Below are 16,951 nucleotides of genomic sequence, written 5' to 3' on the forward strand. Positions count from 1 at the left end.
AACCATGGCGGTTTCCGTAACCCTTCCGGCGCTCGGCGAGAGCGTCACCGAGGGCACTGTCACCCGCTGGCTGAAGGCCGAGGGTGAGCGCGTCGAGGCCGACGAGCCGCTGCTCGAGGTCTCCACCGACAAGGTCGACACCGAGATCCCGGCCCCGGCCGCCGGTGTCCTGGCCTCCATCAAGGTCGCCGAGGACGAGACCGTCGAGGTCGGCGCCGAGCTGGCCGTCATCGACGACGGCACGGGCGTGCCCGCTGCCGCCCCGGCCCCGGCCGTCGAGGAGGTGCCCGCTCCGCCGGCTCCCGAGCCGGCTCCGGTCGCCGAGGCCCCGGCCGCCCCGGCCCCGGCTCCGGCTGCCGCCCCCGCGGCTCCGGCCGGTGGCGCCGCCGAGGGCACGGACGTCGTCCTGCCCGCGCTCGGCGAGTCCGTCACCGAGGGCACCGTCACCCGCTGGCTGAAGTCGGTCGGCGACAGTGTCGAGGCCGACGAGCCGCTGCTCGAGGTCTCCACCGACAAGGTCGACACCGAGATCCCGGCGCCCACCTCGGGTGTACTGCTGGAGATCACGGTCGGCGAGGACGAGACCGCCGAGGTCGGCGCCAAGCTGGCCGTCATCGGCGCTCCCGGTGCGGCTCCGGCCGCTGCCCCGGCCCCGGCCGCCCCGGCCCCGGCCGCTGCTCCGGCACCCGCGGCCCCCGCCGCACCGGCTCCGGCACCCGCCGCACCGGCTCCGGCGCCCGCTGCTCCGGCCGCGCCCGCCGCTGCCGCCCCGGCTCCCGCGGTCCCGGCCCAGCCCGCTGCTCCGGCGCCCGCGCCGGCCGCTCCGGCTCCGGTCACGCCGACGGCTCCGGTACCCGCCGCCGCTCAGCCGACCGACGAGGGCGCCTACGTCACCCCGCTGGTGCGCAAGCTCGCCGCCGAGAACGGCGTCGACCTGTCCACCGTCAAGGGCACCGGCGTCGGCGGCCGGATCCGCAAACAGGACGTCCTGGCCGCCGCCGAGGCCGCGAAGGCCGCCGCCGCTGCTCCGGCTCCGGCCGCTGCCGCTGCTCCGGCCGCCAAGAAGGCGCCGGTCCTGGAGGTTTCCCCCCTCCGTGGCCAGACCGTCAAGATGCCGCGCATCCGCAAGGTCATCGGCGACAACATGGTCAAGGCGCTGCACGAGCAGGCCCAGCTGTCCTCGGTCGTCGAGGTCGACGTGACCCGTCTGATGCGGCTGCGCGCCCAGGCCAAGAACTCGTTCGCGGCACGCGAGGGCGTCAAGCTCTCCCCGATGCCGTTCTTCGTCAAGGCCGCCGCGCAGGCGCTGAAGGCCCACCCGGTCATCAACGCCAAGATCAACGAGGCCGAGGGGACCATCACCTACTTCGACACCGAGAACATCGGTATCGCGGTGGACTCCGAGAAGGGCCTGATGACCCCGGTCATCAAGAACGCCGGTGACCTCAACATCGCCGGTATCGCCAAGGCCACGGCCGACCTGGCGGGCAAGGTCCGCGGCAACAAGATCACGCCGGACGAGCTCGCGGGCGCGACCTTCACCATCTCCAACACCGGCTCGCGTGGCGCGCTGTTCGACACGATCATCGTGCCGCCGGGTCAGGTCGCGATCCTCGGCATCGGTGCCACGGTCAAGCGCCCGGCCGTCATCGAGACCGAGGAGGGCACGGTCATCGGCGTCCGCGACATGACGTACCTGACGCTCTCCTACGACCACCGCCTGGTGGACGGCGCCGACGCGGCCCGTTACCTGACGGCGGTCAAGGCGATCCTGGAGGCGGGCGAGTTCGAGGTCGAGCTCGGCCTCTGATTTCTCCGACAGCACCTGACAGGTCGTACGGCGCCCCCGCCCGGAGCTTTCCGGGCGGGGGCGCCGCGCGTTACCGGGGCGTGTAAGTCTCGTCTCACCTGCGCGAAAGCGCCCCCGCGCGCCCCTCAGGGACGGTCCGGCGGCCTTATTGTCTAAACGTCAAACGCCCCGGGGTCTGGATTGCCCCTCCCTAAGGAGCCCTCATGACCGCGCCCGTCGTCCACTCGCTGCGCGAACAGATCCGCGAGCACATCCTCGAGGGGATCATCAGCGGACGCTGGCAGCCGGGCGAGCGGATCGTGGAGCGGCGCATCGCCACCGAACTGGAGGTCAGTCAGACGCCGGTGCGGGAGGCGCTGCGCGAGCTGGAGTCGCTGCGGCTGATCGAGTCGGCGCCGAACAAGGGCGTACGGGTGCGGAACCTGACGGCGGCCGACCTGGAGGAGAGCTACCCGGTCCGGGCCGGTCTGGAGGCGATCGCGGCGGAGCTGGCCGCGGAGCGGCTGTCCCAGGACTGTTCGGCCCTGCAGCCGCATGTCGCCGCCCTGTACGAGGCCGACCGCAAGTCCGACGGCACGGCCCAGGTACGGCACACGGTCGCCTTCCACCGCGAGCTGGTCCGGGCGGCCGGCAACTCGGTGCTGCTGCACACCTGGGAGGGCCTCGGCATCGAGGTCTTCACGACGCTTTCCATCCGCTGGCTGGGCACGGTCCAGCAGTCCTACGCCGAGGAGCACGAGGAGTTGGTCGAGGCGTTCCGGCGGCGCGATCCGGACATCGGCCGCCTGGTGAAGGAGCACGTGCTGGGCTGCGCGCCGCGCGCCGCCGACGATCACGCCTGATTTCGGGATTCGCTCATGCCGTAAGCGGGCACTCGGACTCTCCCCCGTCGGCCGATGGTGGAGGCCGCGCGTGATCTGGCCACAGCTGTCCTCCGTGCTCACCAGGCCCGTGCTGCCCGCGTCCGTGGTGCCCTCGACGACGGCCGCCGTCGCCTCGACGGTCCGGGCCGTCGCACAGGGGCTGACCGGCGTACCGGCGGCGCTGCCGTTGGTCGGGCCGATGCTGCGGCCCCACGGGCCCCGGCTCTGGCGGACCCCCGGAGGCGTGCAGATCGAGGTACGGCGCCTGGGACGGGCCGGGACGGCATCCGCGGCACGTGAGCTGGAGGCCGCGCTGCGCCGGGTGACGGGGGTGAGCCGGGCCGAGGTGAACGGCACGCTGGGCTGCGTGTACGTGGGCTGCGGGCCGGAGACCGATCCGGAGACCCTGGTCGGCGTCGTCGCCGCCGCGGACGCGGCCGCCGAGGAGGAGGCGCTCCGTGCCGGGCGCGCCGGGGGCGTGGATGCGGGGCGGTCGCCGGTGGGCTACCCCGGGGCGGCGGGGGCGCGGATCGGCTCGGCCGTACGGCTCGGAGCGGGCCTGGTGGCGGTGGGCGTGGCATCGGTGGGGAACGCCGTCGGGCTGCGGGGTCTGCCGCCGGTGGTGATCTCGGCGCTCCAGCTCGTGGAGTCGATGCCGCCGCTGCGTGAGGGCCTCGCCCGCCGGATCGGCGAGCCGGCCGCGGAGCGGGGCTTCGCCGCGGCAAACCTGGTGGTGACGACGCTGACGTACCGGCCGCTGGGTGCGATGGTGGCCGCCGTACTGGCCGCTGCCCGGTACGCGGAGGTGCAGGCCCGCCGCGCGGCGTGGGGGAACTGGGCGCGCAGGCTGGCCGTGCACGAGGGCACGTACCGCCACGACGCCGTCCCGGGCTACGAGCGGCCCGCACCGCTGCCCCCGGGCCCGGGCGAGCGGTACGCGAACGTGGCGGCGCCGGCCTCCCTCGCGGCGTACGGGCTCACCACGCTCGGCAGGCTCGGTCACGACCGCGCGCTGGCGCTGCTGATCGCGGGGACGCCGAGGGGCCCGCGGTTCGGCCGGGAGGCGTTCGCGTCCTCGGTGGGCCGGGCCGTCTCCGACCGCGGGGCCCTGGTGCTGCGGCCGGAGCCGCTGCGCCGGCTGGACCGCATCGACACGGTGGTCCTCGACGCCCGGGTACTGGCCGACGGCGCCTGGACGGTGGAGAACGTCCTGCGGCTGCCCCCACCCGGCCCCCTGAGGCCGGGCCCGCCGGACCCCGGGGGACACACCGGCGGCACCCCGCAGACCGGCGATCCCAAGGGCGACGGGCCGGGAGACGACGAGATTCACGCACGTATCCACGAGCTGATCGCGCCCGACGGCCCGCCGCCCAGGTGGCGGGCCCGGCACGGTGGAGTGCCGTTGCCTGCGCGGCAGTTGGGGGGCTGGGAGCTGCGGCCGTTGACGGGAGCAGCCCTCGCTCCGGGCGGTACCGGCGCACCCGCGGCGACGGCCGCACAGGCCCGGCAATGGGCCGAGGAGGGCGCGCAGGTGATGTTCGTCCTGCGGGACGGCACCCCGGTGGCCGTGGCCGCCCTGGTGCCCCAACTGCACCCGCTCGCCCACCACTTGGTGCGCGCGGCGCGGGAGTGCGGGCAGGTGCGGCTGGTGGGCGGCCCGCCCGGTCTGCACCGCCGGTTCGGGCTCGCTCAGGCCGCGCCCACCGGGCACCGGCGTACGGCCGCCCTGGTGCGCTCCCTCCAGGCCGACGGGCACGGTGTCGCGGTGGTCTCGGCACGGACCCGGCGCGCGCTCGTCCGCGCGGACCTGGGCATCGGGGTGATCACCGTCGCCCGGCACGTGCCGTGGGACGCCGATGTCGCCGCCCCGCCCGATGTCGTCCACCTGCTGCTGACGGCCCTGCCGGAGGCCCGGCGGATCAGCCGGCTGTGCACCCGGCTGGAGGTCGTCGGCGCCGCGGCGGGCTCGGGCCTCGCCCTCCTGGTGCCCCGCCCACGGGCCTGGGTGCGGGCCCGCCTGGTGACCGACGGGGTGACCATCGCCGGGATCGCGGCGGGCTTCTGGGCAGGCTGGCAACTGCACGGCCGTCCCGCCCCGGCCGCCGCCGAGCGCACGCCCTGGCACGCCATGACGGTACGTCAGGTGATGGCCCGTCTGGGCACCTCGTCCCGCGGCCTGGACGAGGCCGAGGCCGCCCGGCGCAGGCAGTTCGAGGGCCATGACCGGCACGACGGCGCCGTCACCCTGATCGGCCGGGTCGCGGAGGAACTGGCCAATCCGCTCACGCCCGTTCTGGCGATCGGCGGCGGCATCTCGGCGGCGCTCGGCTCGGTGCTGGACTCCCTGCTGATCGGCGGGGTGCTCGGCGTGGACGCACTGGTCGGCGGGGTGCAGCGGCAGCAGGCCGACGAGGCGGCGGAACGGCTGGTCGAGGCGACCTCGGCGCGGGTGCGGGTGCGGCGGCCCGGCCGGGCCGAGACGGTGGAGGCGGCCGGTGAGCATCTGGTGCGCGGCGACGTGATCGAGCTGCGGGCCGGGGACGCGGTGCCGGCGGACTGCCGGGTGGTGCGGGCGACGGGTCTGGAGGTGGACGAGTCCAGTCTCACCGGTGAGTCGCTGCCGGTCGTGAAGAGCGCCGCGCCGACCGCGGCCCGGACGGTCGCGGACCGGACGTCGATGCTCTACCAGGGGACGACGGTGGCGGCCGGCCAGGCCCTCGCCGTGGTCGTCGCCACCGGGACGGCCACCGAGGCGGGCAGTGCGGCGGAGGCGGGCCCCGAGGGCGAGCCGCCGGAGAGCGGTGTGGAGCGGCGGCTGAAGGCGCTGGGCCGGTGGTTCCTGCCGCTGTCCATCGCCGCCGGGGTCGTCCTGTTCGCCGTCGAACTGCTGCGCAGGCGACCCGCGGGCGCCGCCCTGGGCTCCGCGGTCAGCCTGTGTGTCGCGGCCGTACCGGAGGGGCTGCCCTTCGTCGCGACGGTCGCGGAGCTGGCCGCGGCGCGCCGGCTGTCCACCCGCGACACCCTCGTCCGCAGCGCCTCCACCATCGAGGCGCTGGGCCGCACCGACGTCCTGTGCTTCGACAAGACCGGCACGCTCACCGAGGGCCGGATCAGCCTCCAGCAGGTCTCCGACGCCCTGGAACGCCGTCCGCCCGACCGGCTCACCCCGGCGCTGCGCCGGATCGTCGCCACGGCGGCCCTGGCGGGTCCGCGGGGCCCGGCCGCAACGCTCGCCCACCCCACCGACCGTGCCATCGCGGCGGGGGCCGAGCTGCTCGGCGCCGCCCCGGAGCGGGCCGCCGGGCTCGGCTCGGACAGCTGGGAGCAGCTGGCGGAGCTGCCGTTCGAGCCGGGGCGCGGCTTCCACGCCGTGCTGGGGCGGGCGGACTCCGAGGCGCGGATCGCCGTCAAGGGCGCACCAGAGGTGGTACTGGCCCGCTGCGACCGGATCCGCCGCGATGATGCCGCCGAACCGTTCGGGGACCGGCAGCGGGAGGAGATCGAGGCGGAGATCGACCGGCTGGCCCGGCGCGGTCTGCGGGTCCTCGCGGTCGCCGAGCACGTCCTGCCGACGGGCGGGCCGCCGGAAGGTCCCGCCGAACTCGCTGACGAGGACGTCGACGGGCTGTGTCTGCTGGGCCTGCTGGGCCTGGCGGACCCGGTGCGGGCCACGGCCGCTCAGAGCGTGGACCGGCTGTCCCGGGCAGGCGTACGCATCGTCATGCTCACCGGGGACCATCCCAGCACCGCCGCCGCGATCGCCCGGGAGCTGCGGCCCGAGGAGGAGCCCCGGCTGATGACCGGGGCGGAACTGGACGCCCTGGACGACGACGCGCTCGCCCGGACGCTGCCGGACATCACGGTGTTCGCCCGGGTCACCCCGGCCCACAAGGTCCGTATCGTCACCGCGCTGCGCTCGGCCGGCCGGATCGTCGCCGTCACCGGCGACGGTGCCAACGACGCGCCCGCCATCCGGATCGCCGACGTCGGTATCGCCCTCGGTTCACGGGCCACCCCGGCCGCCCGCGCCGCCGCCGACGTCGTCGTCACCGACGACCGTATCGAGACGATCGTCGACGCCTTCGTCGAGGGCCGGGCCATGTGGGCCTCGGTGCGCAAGGCGCTGGGCATCCTGCTCGGCGGCAACCTGGGAGAGATCGTCTTCACCCTGGCGACCACGCTGCTCACCGGGCGCAGCGCGCTGAACGCACGCCAGCTCCTCCTGGTGAACCTGCTCACCGACATGCTGCCCGCCATGGCGATCGCCGCCCGGCCGCCCGCCGACCACGCCGGCCGGCTGCTCGCGGAGGGGCCGGAGGCCTCGCTCGGCAGGGCGCTGACCCGCCACATCCGGCTGCGCGCCGTCCTCACCACGGCGGCGGCCACCGTCGCCTGGGTGCTCGCCCGGGCGACCGGCACCCGGGGGCACGCCGACACGGTCGCCCTGGTCGCCCTGGTGACGTCCCAGTTGCTCCAGACGCTGGTGGACGCGGGCCGCGATCCGGTGGTCGCGTCGGCCGTGGCGGGGTCCCTGGTGGTGCTGGGTGTGGTGGTGAGCGTGCCCGGGCTCAGCCACTTCTTCGGCAGCCGGCCGCTGGGCCCCGTGGGCTGGACGATCGCGCTGGCCTCGGCGGCGGGGTCGGTCGTCGTGCCGGCCGCGGCGCAGGGCATCGCCGGGATGCAAGGCAGATTTCACCTGATGGACACCGTAGTGCAGCCTCGTGGATGACATCGACCCGGACAAAGGATCCGTACCCCGCACACTGCACACGAAAGGCGGCTCACCATGCCGCACATCCTCACCACGATCGTCACCCAGGTGGCCGTCGCCCTGATCGAGGCCGCCCTGGTGCGCCTGTTCATGCAGCTCTGGAAGTCGTTCGGCGCCACCGCACGTCCGGTGGCCGCCCACGCCTGACCGGACCACGGAGTCCCCCTGAACGCACGGGGCGTTCGGGGGACCGCCCCTTCCGCACCCCGAGCCTGGGCGAGCCGCCCAAGTTAGCCACCCGCACCTCATCTGAGCAGGGAAAACGCGGCACCGCGTGCCTGCCGCAAAGGCACCGCGTGCCTACTTTCTCGCAATCAAGAGGTTTTCCCCCTCAACCCTTTGATCGATCATCGATCAGAGAGTTACAGTCGCCGACGGGCCACGCGGCGGAAGCCGCAAGGTGCCACAGCACCAGAGCCTCACGCCCTGTCCTGCCAAAGACCAAGGGCACCCCCGAACCCTTACCGATGAGGGAACCCCCTTCGACTGAGGAAGGCGGCGACATGACCGACCCCAACGCCATCCAGCCGAGCGAGCTCGACCAGCTCCCGGACCGCGACCCGGAGGAGACCGCCGAATGGCAGGCCTCCCTGGACGCTGTCGCCAAGGCGGCCGGGCCGCACCGTGCCGCGTACCTGATGCGCCGCACGCTGGAGCGCGCCGAGGGCGCCGGCATCGCGCTGCCCAAGCTGCTCGAGACCGACTACGTCAACACCATCCCCACCGCCGCCGAGCCGTCCGTGCCCGGTGACGAGGAGATGGAGGCCCGGATCACCGCCTGGAACCGCTGGAACGCGGCCGCCATGGTGACCCGCGGCTCGAAACACGGCGTCGGCGGCCACATCGCCACCTTCGCCTCCGCGGCCTGGCTGTACGAGACCGGCTTCAACCACTTCTTCAAGGGCAAGGAGGCCGACGGGTCCGGCGACCAGCTCTACATCCAGGGCCACGCCTCCCCCGGCATCTACGCCCGCGCCTTCCTCGACGGCCGGCTCAACGAGCACCACCTCGACAACTTCCGCCGCGAGTCCGGCGGCAACGGCCTCCCGTCGTACCCGCACCCGCGCCGCCTCCCCTGGCTGTGGGAGTTCCCGACGGTGTCGATGGGCCTCGGCCCGCTCTCCGCGATCTACCAGGCGCGGTTCAACCGCTACCTCACCAACCGCGGCATCAAGGACGTCTCCGCCTCCCACGTCTGGGCCTTCCTCGGCGACGGCGAGATGGACGAGCCGGAGTCGACGGCGGCCCTCGCGCTGGCCGCCCGTGAGGAGCTGGACAACCTCACCTTCGTCATCAACTGCAACCTGCAGCGCCTCGACGGCCCGGTCCGCGCCAACTTCAAGATCGTGCAGGAGCTGGAGGCCCAGTTCCGCGGCGCCGGCTGGAACGTCGTCAAGACGCTGTGGGGCTCCGCCTGGGACGAGCTGTTCCAGCTCGACACCACGGGCGCGCTCGTACGCCGCCTGCGCCAGGTACCCGACGCCCAGGTGCAGACGTACCAGACGCGCGACGCCGCCTACATCCGCCAGGACTTCTTCGGCGCCGACCCGGCGCTCGTGGAGATGGCGAAGCTGCTGAGCGACGACAAGATCCTCGACTGCTTCCACTTCTCCCGCGGTGGTCACGAGCCGCGCAAGGTGTACGCCGCGTACAAGGCCGCCGTCGAGCACAAGGGCGCCCCGACCGTGATCCTGGCCCAGACGGTCAAGGGCCACACCCTCGGTACGGGCTTCGCGTCGAAGAACGCCAACCACCAGATGAAGAAGCTGTCGGTGGACGAGTTCAAGGCGATGCGGGACCTGCTGGGCCTGCCCATCGCCGACAGCGCGTTCGTCGACGGTGTCGTGCCCTACGCCCACCCCGGTGCCGACTCCCCCGAGGTGCGCTACCTCCAGGAGCGCCGCGCCGCCCTCGGCGGTCCGGCCCCGGCGCGTCGCGTCCACCCGGTCGCGCCGCTGCCCGCGCCCGCCGAGAAGGCCTTCGCCTCCTTCGACAAGGGCTCCGGCTCGCAGAACCTGGCGACCACGATGGCCTTCGTCCGCCTGGTCAAGGACCTGGTCCGCGACAAGGAGACGGGTAAGCGCTGGGTGCCGATCGTCCCCGACGAGGCGCGCACCTTCGGCATGGAGAGCCTGTTCCCCTCCCTCGGCATCTACTCGCCCAAGGGCCAGACGTACGAGCCGGTCGACCGCGACCAGCTGATGTACTACAAGGAGGCCAAGAACGGCCAGATCCTCAACGAGGGGATCACCGAGGCCGGTTCGATGGCCGACTTCATCGCCGCGTCCACGTCGTACGCGACGCACGGCGAGACGATGATCCCGTTCTACATCTTCTACTCGATGTTCGGCTGGCAGCGCACGGCCGACCAGATGTGGCAGCTCGGCGACCAGCTCGGCCGCGGCTTTCTCGTCGGCGCCACGGCCGGTCGTACGACGCTGACCGGTGAAGGCCTGCAGCACGCCGACGGCCACTCCCCCGTCATCGCCGCGACCAACCCGGCCGCGCTGACGTACGACCCGGCGTTCGCCTACGAGATCGCGACGATCGTGAAGGACGGTCTGCGCCGCATGTACGGCGAGGCCGCGCCCGGCGAGGACCCGGACGTCTTCTACTACCTGACCGTCTACAACGAGCCGCTGCCGCAGCCCGCGAAGCCGTCGGGCCTCGGCATCGACGAGGGCATCGTCAAGGGCCTGTACCGCTTCAACACGGCGGAGTCGGCGGGGCTGTCCCCGGCGGCGAACGCCCCGCGCATCCAGCTGCTGGGCTCCGGCACGGCGATCCACTGGGCGCTCAGGGCGCAGCAGCTGCTCGCCGAGGAGTGGGGCGTGGCCGCCGACGTGTGGTCCGCGACCTCGTGGAGCGAGCTGCGCCGGGACGCGCTGGAGGCCGACGAGGCGCTGCTGCGCGGCGAGGAGCGGGTGCCGTACGTCCGTCAGGCGCTGCAGGGCGCCGAAGGGCCGGTGCTGGCTGTCTCCGACTACATGCGCCAGGTCCCGGACCAGATCGCGCAGTGGGTCGAGCAGGACTACTCCTCGCTGGGCGCCGACGGCTTCGGTCTGTCGGACACCCGTGAGGCCGCCCGCCGCCACTTCGGCGTCGACGCCGAGTCGATCGTCGTCGCGTCCCTGGCCCAGCTCGCGAAGCGGGGCGAGGTCAAGGCGACAGCGGTGAAGGAGGCGCGGGAGCGGTACGGCCTGTAGGTCCGGAGGGGGTTTTCGCCCCCGCCGCCCCTGCCCGTCCCGTCCTTCTGGGGCTCCGCGCCTCAGACCCCACTCCTCGAACGCCGGAGGGGCTGAGTGGTTCAGCCCCTCCGGCGTTTGCGCGCGAGGCGCTGCAGGACGCGGACGCCCCGGACGCCGGCTGGTGGGCGACGCCGGCCCTCCCCGGGGAGCCCGAGGAGGTCACCCACACGCGGCTCGCGGAGCTCTGCCGTCGATAACAATCCGCCGCACTCCACGTGCGTCCCATCCGTCCAGGCCCGATGCTGGACCCGTGATGGACGAGACGGAGTTCTGGGAGCTCGTGGACACCACCCGCGAGGCCGCCGAGGGCGACCCCGAGGAACAGGCCGACCTGCTCGTCGACCGGCTCTCGCAGATGGACCCCGAGTCGGTGCTCGACTTCGCCCGTCACTTCGAGGCCCGCTACAACCGCTCCTACCGCTGGGACCTGTGGGGCGCCGCCTGGGTGCTGCTCGACGGGGCCAGCGACGACGCCTTCGACTTCTTCCGGTGCTGGCTGATCGGCCAGGGCCGCGAGGTGTTCGAGGGCGCCCTGCACGACCCGGACTCGCTCGCCGACCTGCTGGACGACTTCGACGAGGAGATCGACGGCGACGGCGAGGAGCTCGGCTACGCGGCCGACGAGGCCTACGAGCAGCTCACCGGCACCGTCGCCCCCGATCTCGGCATCCCGCCCGCCGCCGCGGAACCGGAGGGCACGCCGATCGACCTCGAGGACGACCGGGTGCTGGCCGAGCGGTATCCGCGGCTGTGGGAGCGCTTCAAGGAGTGACGCCCGCTCAGGCGGCCCTGCGCCGGCTCGGGTCCGACGGGATGTACGCCTGCGTCTGACCGGCCTTCATCAGGTGGTGCAGCGGGGCCGCGTTGGCCTGGTCCAGGGCCGAGGCGGTGACCGCCGCCGGTCCCAGAACGACCGTCACGACCGCGCAGAGCACCGTCCAGGGGCCGCGCCGAGCCCCGGCCCACGTGGACGTCCCGGTTTCCGTACGACTGCTGCTGCTCATGATCCCCACCTCCGGTCGGCTGGTGGCCACGACGGTAGGGCGGCCGCCTCTGAGCGGGCTGCGGCGCGGCTGTGGCCTCCCTGTGGGCCTCATGTTCTGCCCTGGAGCCGGGCGGCCCGTTCCCTGATCTCCGGCAGCCGTGCGGTCAGGGCCGCGCCCGGGCAGCTGGTCTGGAAGCCGTCGGTGTGGCCGGCCAGTGCCGGCAGTCTGGCGGAAGTACCGGCGGTGAAGCGGCTCTTGCTGTTGCTGGAGACCAGGCGGACCCGGGTACGCGGGTCGGTGTCCGACAGGCCCAGCTTCCAGGCGGCCAGCGCCGCTATCGCGTCGGTCATCACCTTCGGTGTCTCGACACCCGCGGTGAAGGTGCCGATGGCGGCGATGCCGGCGGTGCGGTGGTTGAAGCCCTGGGTGTGGGCGCCGGTGACGGGGCGGTCGACGCCGCCCGCACGGCCCTCGTAGATCGTGCCGCAGCGGTCGACGAGGAAGTTGTAGCCGATGTCGTCCCAGTGGCGGACGCCGGTCTGGCCCGTGTACAGGTGGCGGATGATGCGGGGGGCGTCGGCGCACTTGTAGCCGTTGGGCGAGTCGGTGTGGTGCACGAACACGGCGACGACCTTGTCGTCGTAGCGCGGCGGTGGCTGCCGGCCGGGGGCCCCGCCCTGCTTCAGCCATACCGACCTCGGAACGACCCGCGGCTTGGGCGCGGTGTACGGGGCGGCATGGCGGGCCGCGAGCGCACGGTCGGCCCGGGCGGCCGTCCCGGAGCGGTCCACGCCGTGCGCGCACAGCGCCAGAACGGCCACCGCGGTGAGCCCGGGCAGGCAGCCCAGCAGCCCCACCGCGGTGCCGGGTCCGTGCACGGCACGTCGTCGAGCGCCTCGCCCTCGCCAAGGGCCATGAGGGAACACGCACATGACCCCACTGTCGGCCGGATGCGGTCCGCCCGCGATGTGTGGTGTGCCACCCGGTGGAACCGTCGTCCTGGTCCGCGGCGTTTTCCGAGGTACATGCATGCGTGGCCGGTTTCCGACCGACACGCGCGCGTGGCTGATCATTGGGCTCTTCTCACGCGTACTAAGACGTGCCGGGCGCGTACCGACGCGTACCGACGGGGACTGGAGAAAGGCGGCTCCGTGGACCTGCTCGACATCCTGCTGGTGCTGGTGATCCTGGTCTACGCCGGTTCCGGGTACCGGCGCGGACTGGTGGCCGGCTGTGTCTCGCTCGCCGGGTTCGTGGGCGGTGCGGTCATCGGCGTGTGGATCCTGCCATGGGTGATGGACCTGGCAACGCCGGGGACGACGGCGGCGACGGTGACCGCGGTGCTCACGGTGCTGGTCCCGGCGGCGGTGGGTCATGAGCTGGCCGGGCGGCTGGCGCTCAGGCTGCGGCGCGAGCTGGACCGGGGGCCGCTCAGGGTGGCCGACGGGATCGGCGGGGCCGCGGCCAACTCGGTGGCCGTGCTGATCGTGGCCTGGGTGGTGGCGAGCGTGCTGGCCGCGTCCTCGTCGCCGCTGCTGACCTCGTCGATACGGGACTCGCGGCTGCTCGGTGCGGTGCAGAACGCGATGCCGGACACCACGCCCGCGTGGTTCTCGCAGGCCACGTCGGCGCTCACCGAGGCGGGCTTCCCGCAGGTCTTCAACCCCTTCGAGAACGAGTCGACCGCCGAGGTGGCCAAGCCCTCCGGGGACAGCGTCACGGCGCGCGCGACGAACGCCGCCAAGCTGAGCACGGTGAAGGTGGAGGGCGTCGCGGGCGGCCAGGGCCGTGAGGGCAGCGGGTTCGTGTACGCCGCGGAGCATGTGATGACCAACGCCCATGTGGTGGCGGGCATCGACGCCCCCACCGTGCGGGTCGGCGGGATCGGGCAGGCGTACGAGGCGCGGGTGGTGCTCTTCGCCCCCGACCGGGACGTGGCGGTGCTCCACGTGCCCGGTCTGCGCGCCCCCGTCCTGGACTTCGTCGACGACGCCGAGCGCGGCGAGGCGGCCGTGGTGGCCGGCTATCCGCAGGACGGCGGCCTGGACCTGCAGGCGGCCACGGTGGCGAACCGGGTGCGGGCGACCGGCCAGAACATCTACAACGACGAGAGCGTCACCCGCGAGATCTACTCGATCCGCTCCACGGTCCGCCCCGGCAATTCCGGCGGCCCGCTGCTGACCACCGACGGCCGGGTGTACGGCGTGGTCTTCGCGCGTTCCACCTCCGACGCGGAAACCGGCTACGTCCTGACGGCCGACGAGGTCGCCGGCGACGCCGCGCGGGCGGCGGACGCCACGACACCGGTGGACACGGGCGAGTTGATCACGTCGTAGGCGCTGCCGGTGCGAGCTGCAGCGAACGCCCCATCAGGACGTCGTCGACGTATGCGCCGTCGATGAAGAACTCCTCGGGCAGGACCCCCTCCACCACGAACCCCTCGGACTCGTACAGCTTGCGGGCGGGGGTGTTGTGGCCGAGGACGCGCAGGGTGATGCGGCGGGCTCCCTGGCGCCGTGCCTCGTCCTGCGCGGCACGCAGCAGCGCACGGGCGACCCCGGCGCCGCGCGCTTCCTCGGCGACGGCCAGCCCCTGGATCTGGCGGACGTGGGCGTTGCACTCCAGCGGTGTGGGAAGGCCCAGCCGGATGTAGCCGACCACCGCGTCGCCGCGTCCGGCGAGCTCGGCGACGAGATGGTCCAGCGGCCCGAACCGGTCGTTGAAGAAGGGCTCGTACGGCGGCCGGGGGCGGGGCTGGACGGCGTGCAGCGGAGACCAGGTGGCGCGGTCGAGCCGGCCCAGCGCCTCCTCGTCCTCGTACAGGGCATGACGTATGTGTATCTGCGGATCCGGCATGACGGTCAGCGTACGTCGCCCGGGCGAGGCGCCCTCGGGGATTTCGGCGGCGCCGGCGGCATGATGGCCGTATGAAGCATTCCCGAATCGCGGTGGCCGGTGCGTCCGGTCTGATCGGCAGTGCCCTGGTGCGGTCCCTGACCGCGGACGGGCACGAGGTGGTGCGGCTGGTGCGCCGGGCGGCCCGGCCCGCGGACGAGGTCTGCTGGGACCCCCAGGGCAGGTATGTGGACACGGCCGGGCTCGCGGGGTGCGACGCCGTGGTGAACCTGGCGGGCGCCGGGATCGGCGACCACCGGTGGACCGAGGCGTACAAGGCGCGGATCCGGGACAGCCGGGTGCTCGGCACGCGGGCGCTGGCCGAGGCCGTCGCCGCACTGCCGGCGCAGGAGCGGCCGAAGGTGTTCGTCAACGGCAGCGCGATCGGCTACTACGGGGAGACCGGGGAGCGGCCGGTCGACGAGAGCGCGCCCGCGGGGGCCGGATTCCTGCCCGAGCTGTGCGTTCAGTGGGAGGCCGCCGCGGCGCCCGCGCAGGAGGCGGGCGTGCGCACGGTGTTCCCGCGGACCGGGCTGGTGGTGGCCCGCGGGGGCGGCGCCTGGGGGCGGCTGTTCCCGCTGTTCCGGGCCGGACTGGGCGGGCGGCTGGGCGACGGGCGGCAGTACTGGTCGTTCATCGCGCTGCACGACGAGGTCGCCGCGATCCGGCATCTCCTCGACCACGACGACCTGTCGGGACCGTTCAACCTGACGGCTCCGCAGCCGCTGACGAACCGTGAGATCACCGCGGCGATGGGCCGGGTGCTGCACCGGCCGACGCTCTTCGCGGTGCCCGCGCCGGTGCTGCGGGCCGTGCTGGGCGAGCTGGCCGGGGACGTGCTGGGCAGTCAACGGGTGCTGCCGATGCGGCTGTTGGAGTCCGGGTTCTCGTTCGCGTTCCCCGGGATCGAGGAGGCGATCCGGGCCGCGGAGTGACCGGCGCGACAGTCGGGTTCCGACCGTGTGCGACCGCTGTGCGACCGTGCCCTGTCCATGCGCGACTGCCGACGGCCGATCACCGCCCTAACCTCGACCCGAACTCGGGTATCCCCGGCGCCGGTTGGGGGCATGAGGTCTCCACCGGCCGCGCAACCTCGAGGAGGGGCACGTGCTAGAGCCCGCATTTCAGGCGGACGTCGTCGTCGTGGGAGCCGGGGTCGCCGGACTCTCGGCTGCACATCGGCTGACCCGTGCAGGAGTCACCACCACGGTTCTGGAGGCCGCCCCTTGCGCGGGCGGCCGTATGGCGACCGAGAAGGTCGACGGTTTCCGGCTCGACCGCATCGGACAGCTCCTGTTCACGTCGTATCCCGAACTGCGCCTGACGCCGGGGCTCGACGCGCTCACCCTGCGGCTGTTCGCCCCGGGCGTCCTGCTGCACAGCGACGGCCGCCGGCAGCGGGCGGGCGCTCCGGCGGGCGGAGGGAGCGCAAGGGGCGCATTGCACGCCGTGCGCGCCCTGGCGAGCGCCCCCAGGGTGCCACCGCCGGCCCGGGCCCCTCGCGCGCTGCCGTCGGCCGCACCGCGCCCGGCCTCCGTGCCGCGGGGGCGGGCGGGCGCCCCACTGGGGGGCGCCGTCGACCAGGCACGGCTCGGGGCCGCGCTCGCCCGGATCGGGAGCATGCCCGTCGAACGGCTGCTCGCCCGCCCGGAGTCACCCGCCGCACAGGCCCTCGCGGAGCGCGGACTGCCCGCCCGCACGATCGACGGCTTTGTGCGCCCGCTGCTCGCCGCCCTGCTGTGCGACCCGGACCTGACCACCTCCAGCCGGTGCGCGGACCTCGCGCTGCGGGCGTTCGCCGGGGGGCGGATGGGCCTTCCGGAGGGCGGGGCCGAGGCGCTGCCCGAGCTGCTCGCGCGGGCGCTGCCGCCGGGCACGGTGCGCACCGGCGTGCAGGTCACCTCGGTCGCCACGACATCGGTGACCACGGCCGAGCACGGCGAGTTCCGCTGCCGGGCCGTCCTGCTGGCCACGGACGCGCGCACCGCCGCGGAACTGCTGCCCGGCCTGCGGGTGCCGGACTTCCATCCGGTGACGGTGGTGCACCACACGACCGACGATCCGCCGCGGACCGGGGCGTCGCTGCTGCTCGACGCCGACCGGGGCGGGCCGGTGGCGCACACGGCGGTGGTCAGCGCCGTGGACCCGACCCGGGCGCCGCAGGGCCGGGCGCTGATCTCGTCGACGGTGCTCGGCGTCCCGCCGGCCGGCGTCGACACGGCCGTACGGATGCACCTGGCACGCCTCTACGGCACCTCCACGGCACGCTGGGAGACCCTTGCCGTGCACCACACCGCCGAGGCCGTGCCCGCGATGCGGCCGCCGCACGATCTGCGGCGGCCGGTGCGGCTGATGACGGGCCTGTACGTGTGCGGCGA

At 73.8% G+C, this 16,951-nt stretch carries 12 protein-coding genes; 9 read left to right on the forward strand and 3 right to left on the reverse strand.

Going from position 1 to position 16,951, the window contains the following annotated elements; all coding sequences use genetic code 11:
• The first annotated feature begins 4 nt into the window (after positions 1-4).
• The 6 genes from sucB to ACFV7R_RS02225 all read left to right on the forward strand — a co-directional run bounded on the left by sucB (position 5) and on the right by ACFV7R_RS02225 (position 11,464).
• Positions 5-1,810: a 2-oxoglutarate dehydrogenase, E2 component, dihydrolipoamide succinyltransferase gene (sucB, locus tag ACFV7R_RS02200; protein WP_385258842.1), complete on the forward strand. Its 1,806-nt coding sequence runs from the start codon at positions 5-7 to the stop codon at positions 1,808-1,810.
• Between the two features lie 203 nt (positions 1,811-2,013).
• On the forward strand, positions 2,014-2,652 hold the full coding sequence (locus ACFV7R_RS02205) for a GntR family transcriptional regulator (protein ID WP_224739404.1): 639 nt from the start codon (positions 2,014-2,016) through the stop codon (positions 2,650-2,652).
• A 70-nt stretch (positions 2,653-2,722) separates the two neighbouring features.
• Entirely contained in the window at positions 2,723-7,402 is a 4,680-nt protein-coding gene (locus ACFV7R_RS02210; protein ID WP_385258843.1) for an HAD-IC family P-type ATPase, read from the forward strand.
• 57 nt (positions 7,403-7,459) lie between these two features.
• On the forward strand, positions 7,460-7,591 hold the full coding sequence (locus ACFV7R_RS02215; protein WP_385258845.1) for a hypothetical protein: 132 nt from the start codon (positions 7,460-7,462) through the stop codon (positions 7,589-7,591).
• 356 nt (positions 7,592-7,947) lie between these two features.
• The gene (aceE, locus tag ACFV7R_RS02220; protein WP_385258848.1) at positions 7,948-10,650 is read left to right on the forward strand and encodes a pyruvate dehydrogenase (acetyl-transferring), homodimeric type; all 2,703 of its coding nucleotides are present in this window, start codon (positions 7,948-7,950) and stop codon (positions 10,648-10,650) included.
• A gap of 295 nt (positions 10,651-10,945) precedes the next feature.
• On the forward strand, positions 10,946-11,464 hold the full coding sequence (locus ACFV7R_RS02225) for a DUF4240 domain-containing protein (RefSeq protein ID WP_385258903.1): 519 nt from the start codon (positions 10,946-10,948) through the stop codon (positions 11,462-11,464).
• Between the two features lie 7 nt (positions 11,465-11,471).
• On the opposite strand, the gene ACFV7R_RS02230 is transcribed toward ACFV7R_RS02225, so the two are convergent.
• Together ACFV7R_RS02230 and ACFV7R_RS02235 are read right to left on the reverse strand one after the other, a co-directional pair.
• Positions 11,472-11,696: a hypothetical protein gene (locus tag ACFV7R_RS02230; RefSeq protein ID WP_385258851.1), complete on the reverse strand. Its 225-nt coding sequence runs from the start codon at positions 11,694-11,696 to the stop codon at positions 11,472-11,474.
• Between the two features lie 89 nt (positions 11,697-11,785).
• Complete coding sequence (locus ACFV7R_RS02235; RefSeq protein ID WP_385258853.1) at positions 11,786-12,709, reverse strand: peptidoglycan recognition protein; 924 nt, start codon at positions 12,707-12,709, stop codon at positions 11,786-11,788.
• A 120-nt stretch (positions 12,710-12,829) separates the two neighbouring features.
• Between ACFV7R_RS02235 and ACFV7R_RS02240 the strand changes: the two genes are divergently transcribed.
• The gene (locus ACFV7R_RS02240) at positions 12,830-14,014 is read left to right on the forward strand and encodes a MarP family serine protease (protein WP_385258856.1); all 1,185 of its coding nucleotides are present in this window, start codon (positions 12,830-12,832) and stop codon (positions 14,012-14,014) included.
• On the opposite strand, the gene ACFV7R_RS02245 is transcribed toward ACFV7R_RS02240, so the two are convergent.
• Positions 14,004-14,534, reverse strand: coding sequence for a GNAT family N-acetyltransferase (locus ACFV7R_RS02245; protein ID WP_385258859.1), 531 nt, complete (start codon positions 14,532-14,534; stop codon positions 14,004-14,006). The two genes, ACFV7R_RS02240 and ACFV7R_RS02245, sit on opposite strands and share 11 nt — an antisense overlap.
• Positions 14,535-14,605: 71 nt before the next feature.
• Between ACFV7R_RS02245 and ACFV7R_RS02250 the strand changes: the two genes are divergently transcribed.
• Complete coding sequence (locus ACFV7R_RS02250) at positions 14,606-15,508, forward strand: TIGR01777 family oxidoreductase (protein WP_385258862.1); 903 nt, start codon at positions 14,606-14,608, stop codon at positions 15,506-15,508.
• 172 nt (positions 15,509-15,680) lie between these two features.
• Positions 15,681-16,951: FAD-dependent oxidoreductase (locus ACFV7R_RS02255; protein WP_385258865.1), on the forward strand; the 1,271-nt coding region annotated here is incomplete at its 3' end.

It is taken from the genome of Streptomyces sp. NPDC059866 (assembly GCF_042731325.1).
Lineage (GTDB): Bacteria > Actinomycetota > Actinomycetes > Streptomycetales > Streptomycetaceae > Streptomyces > Streptomyces flavusporus.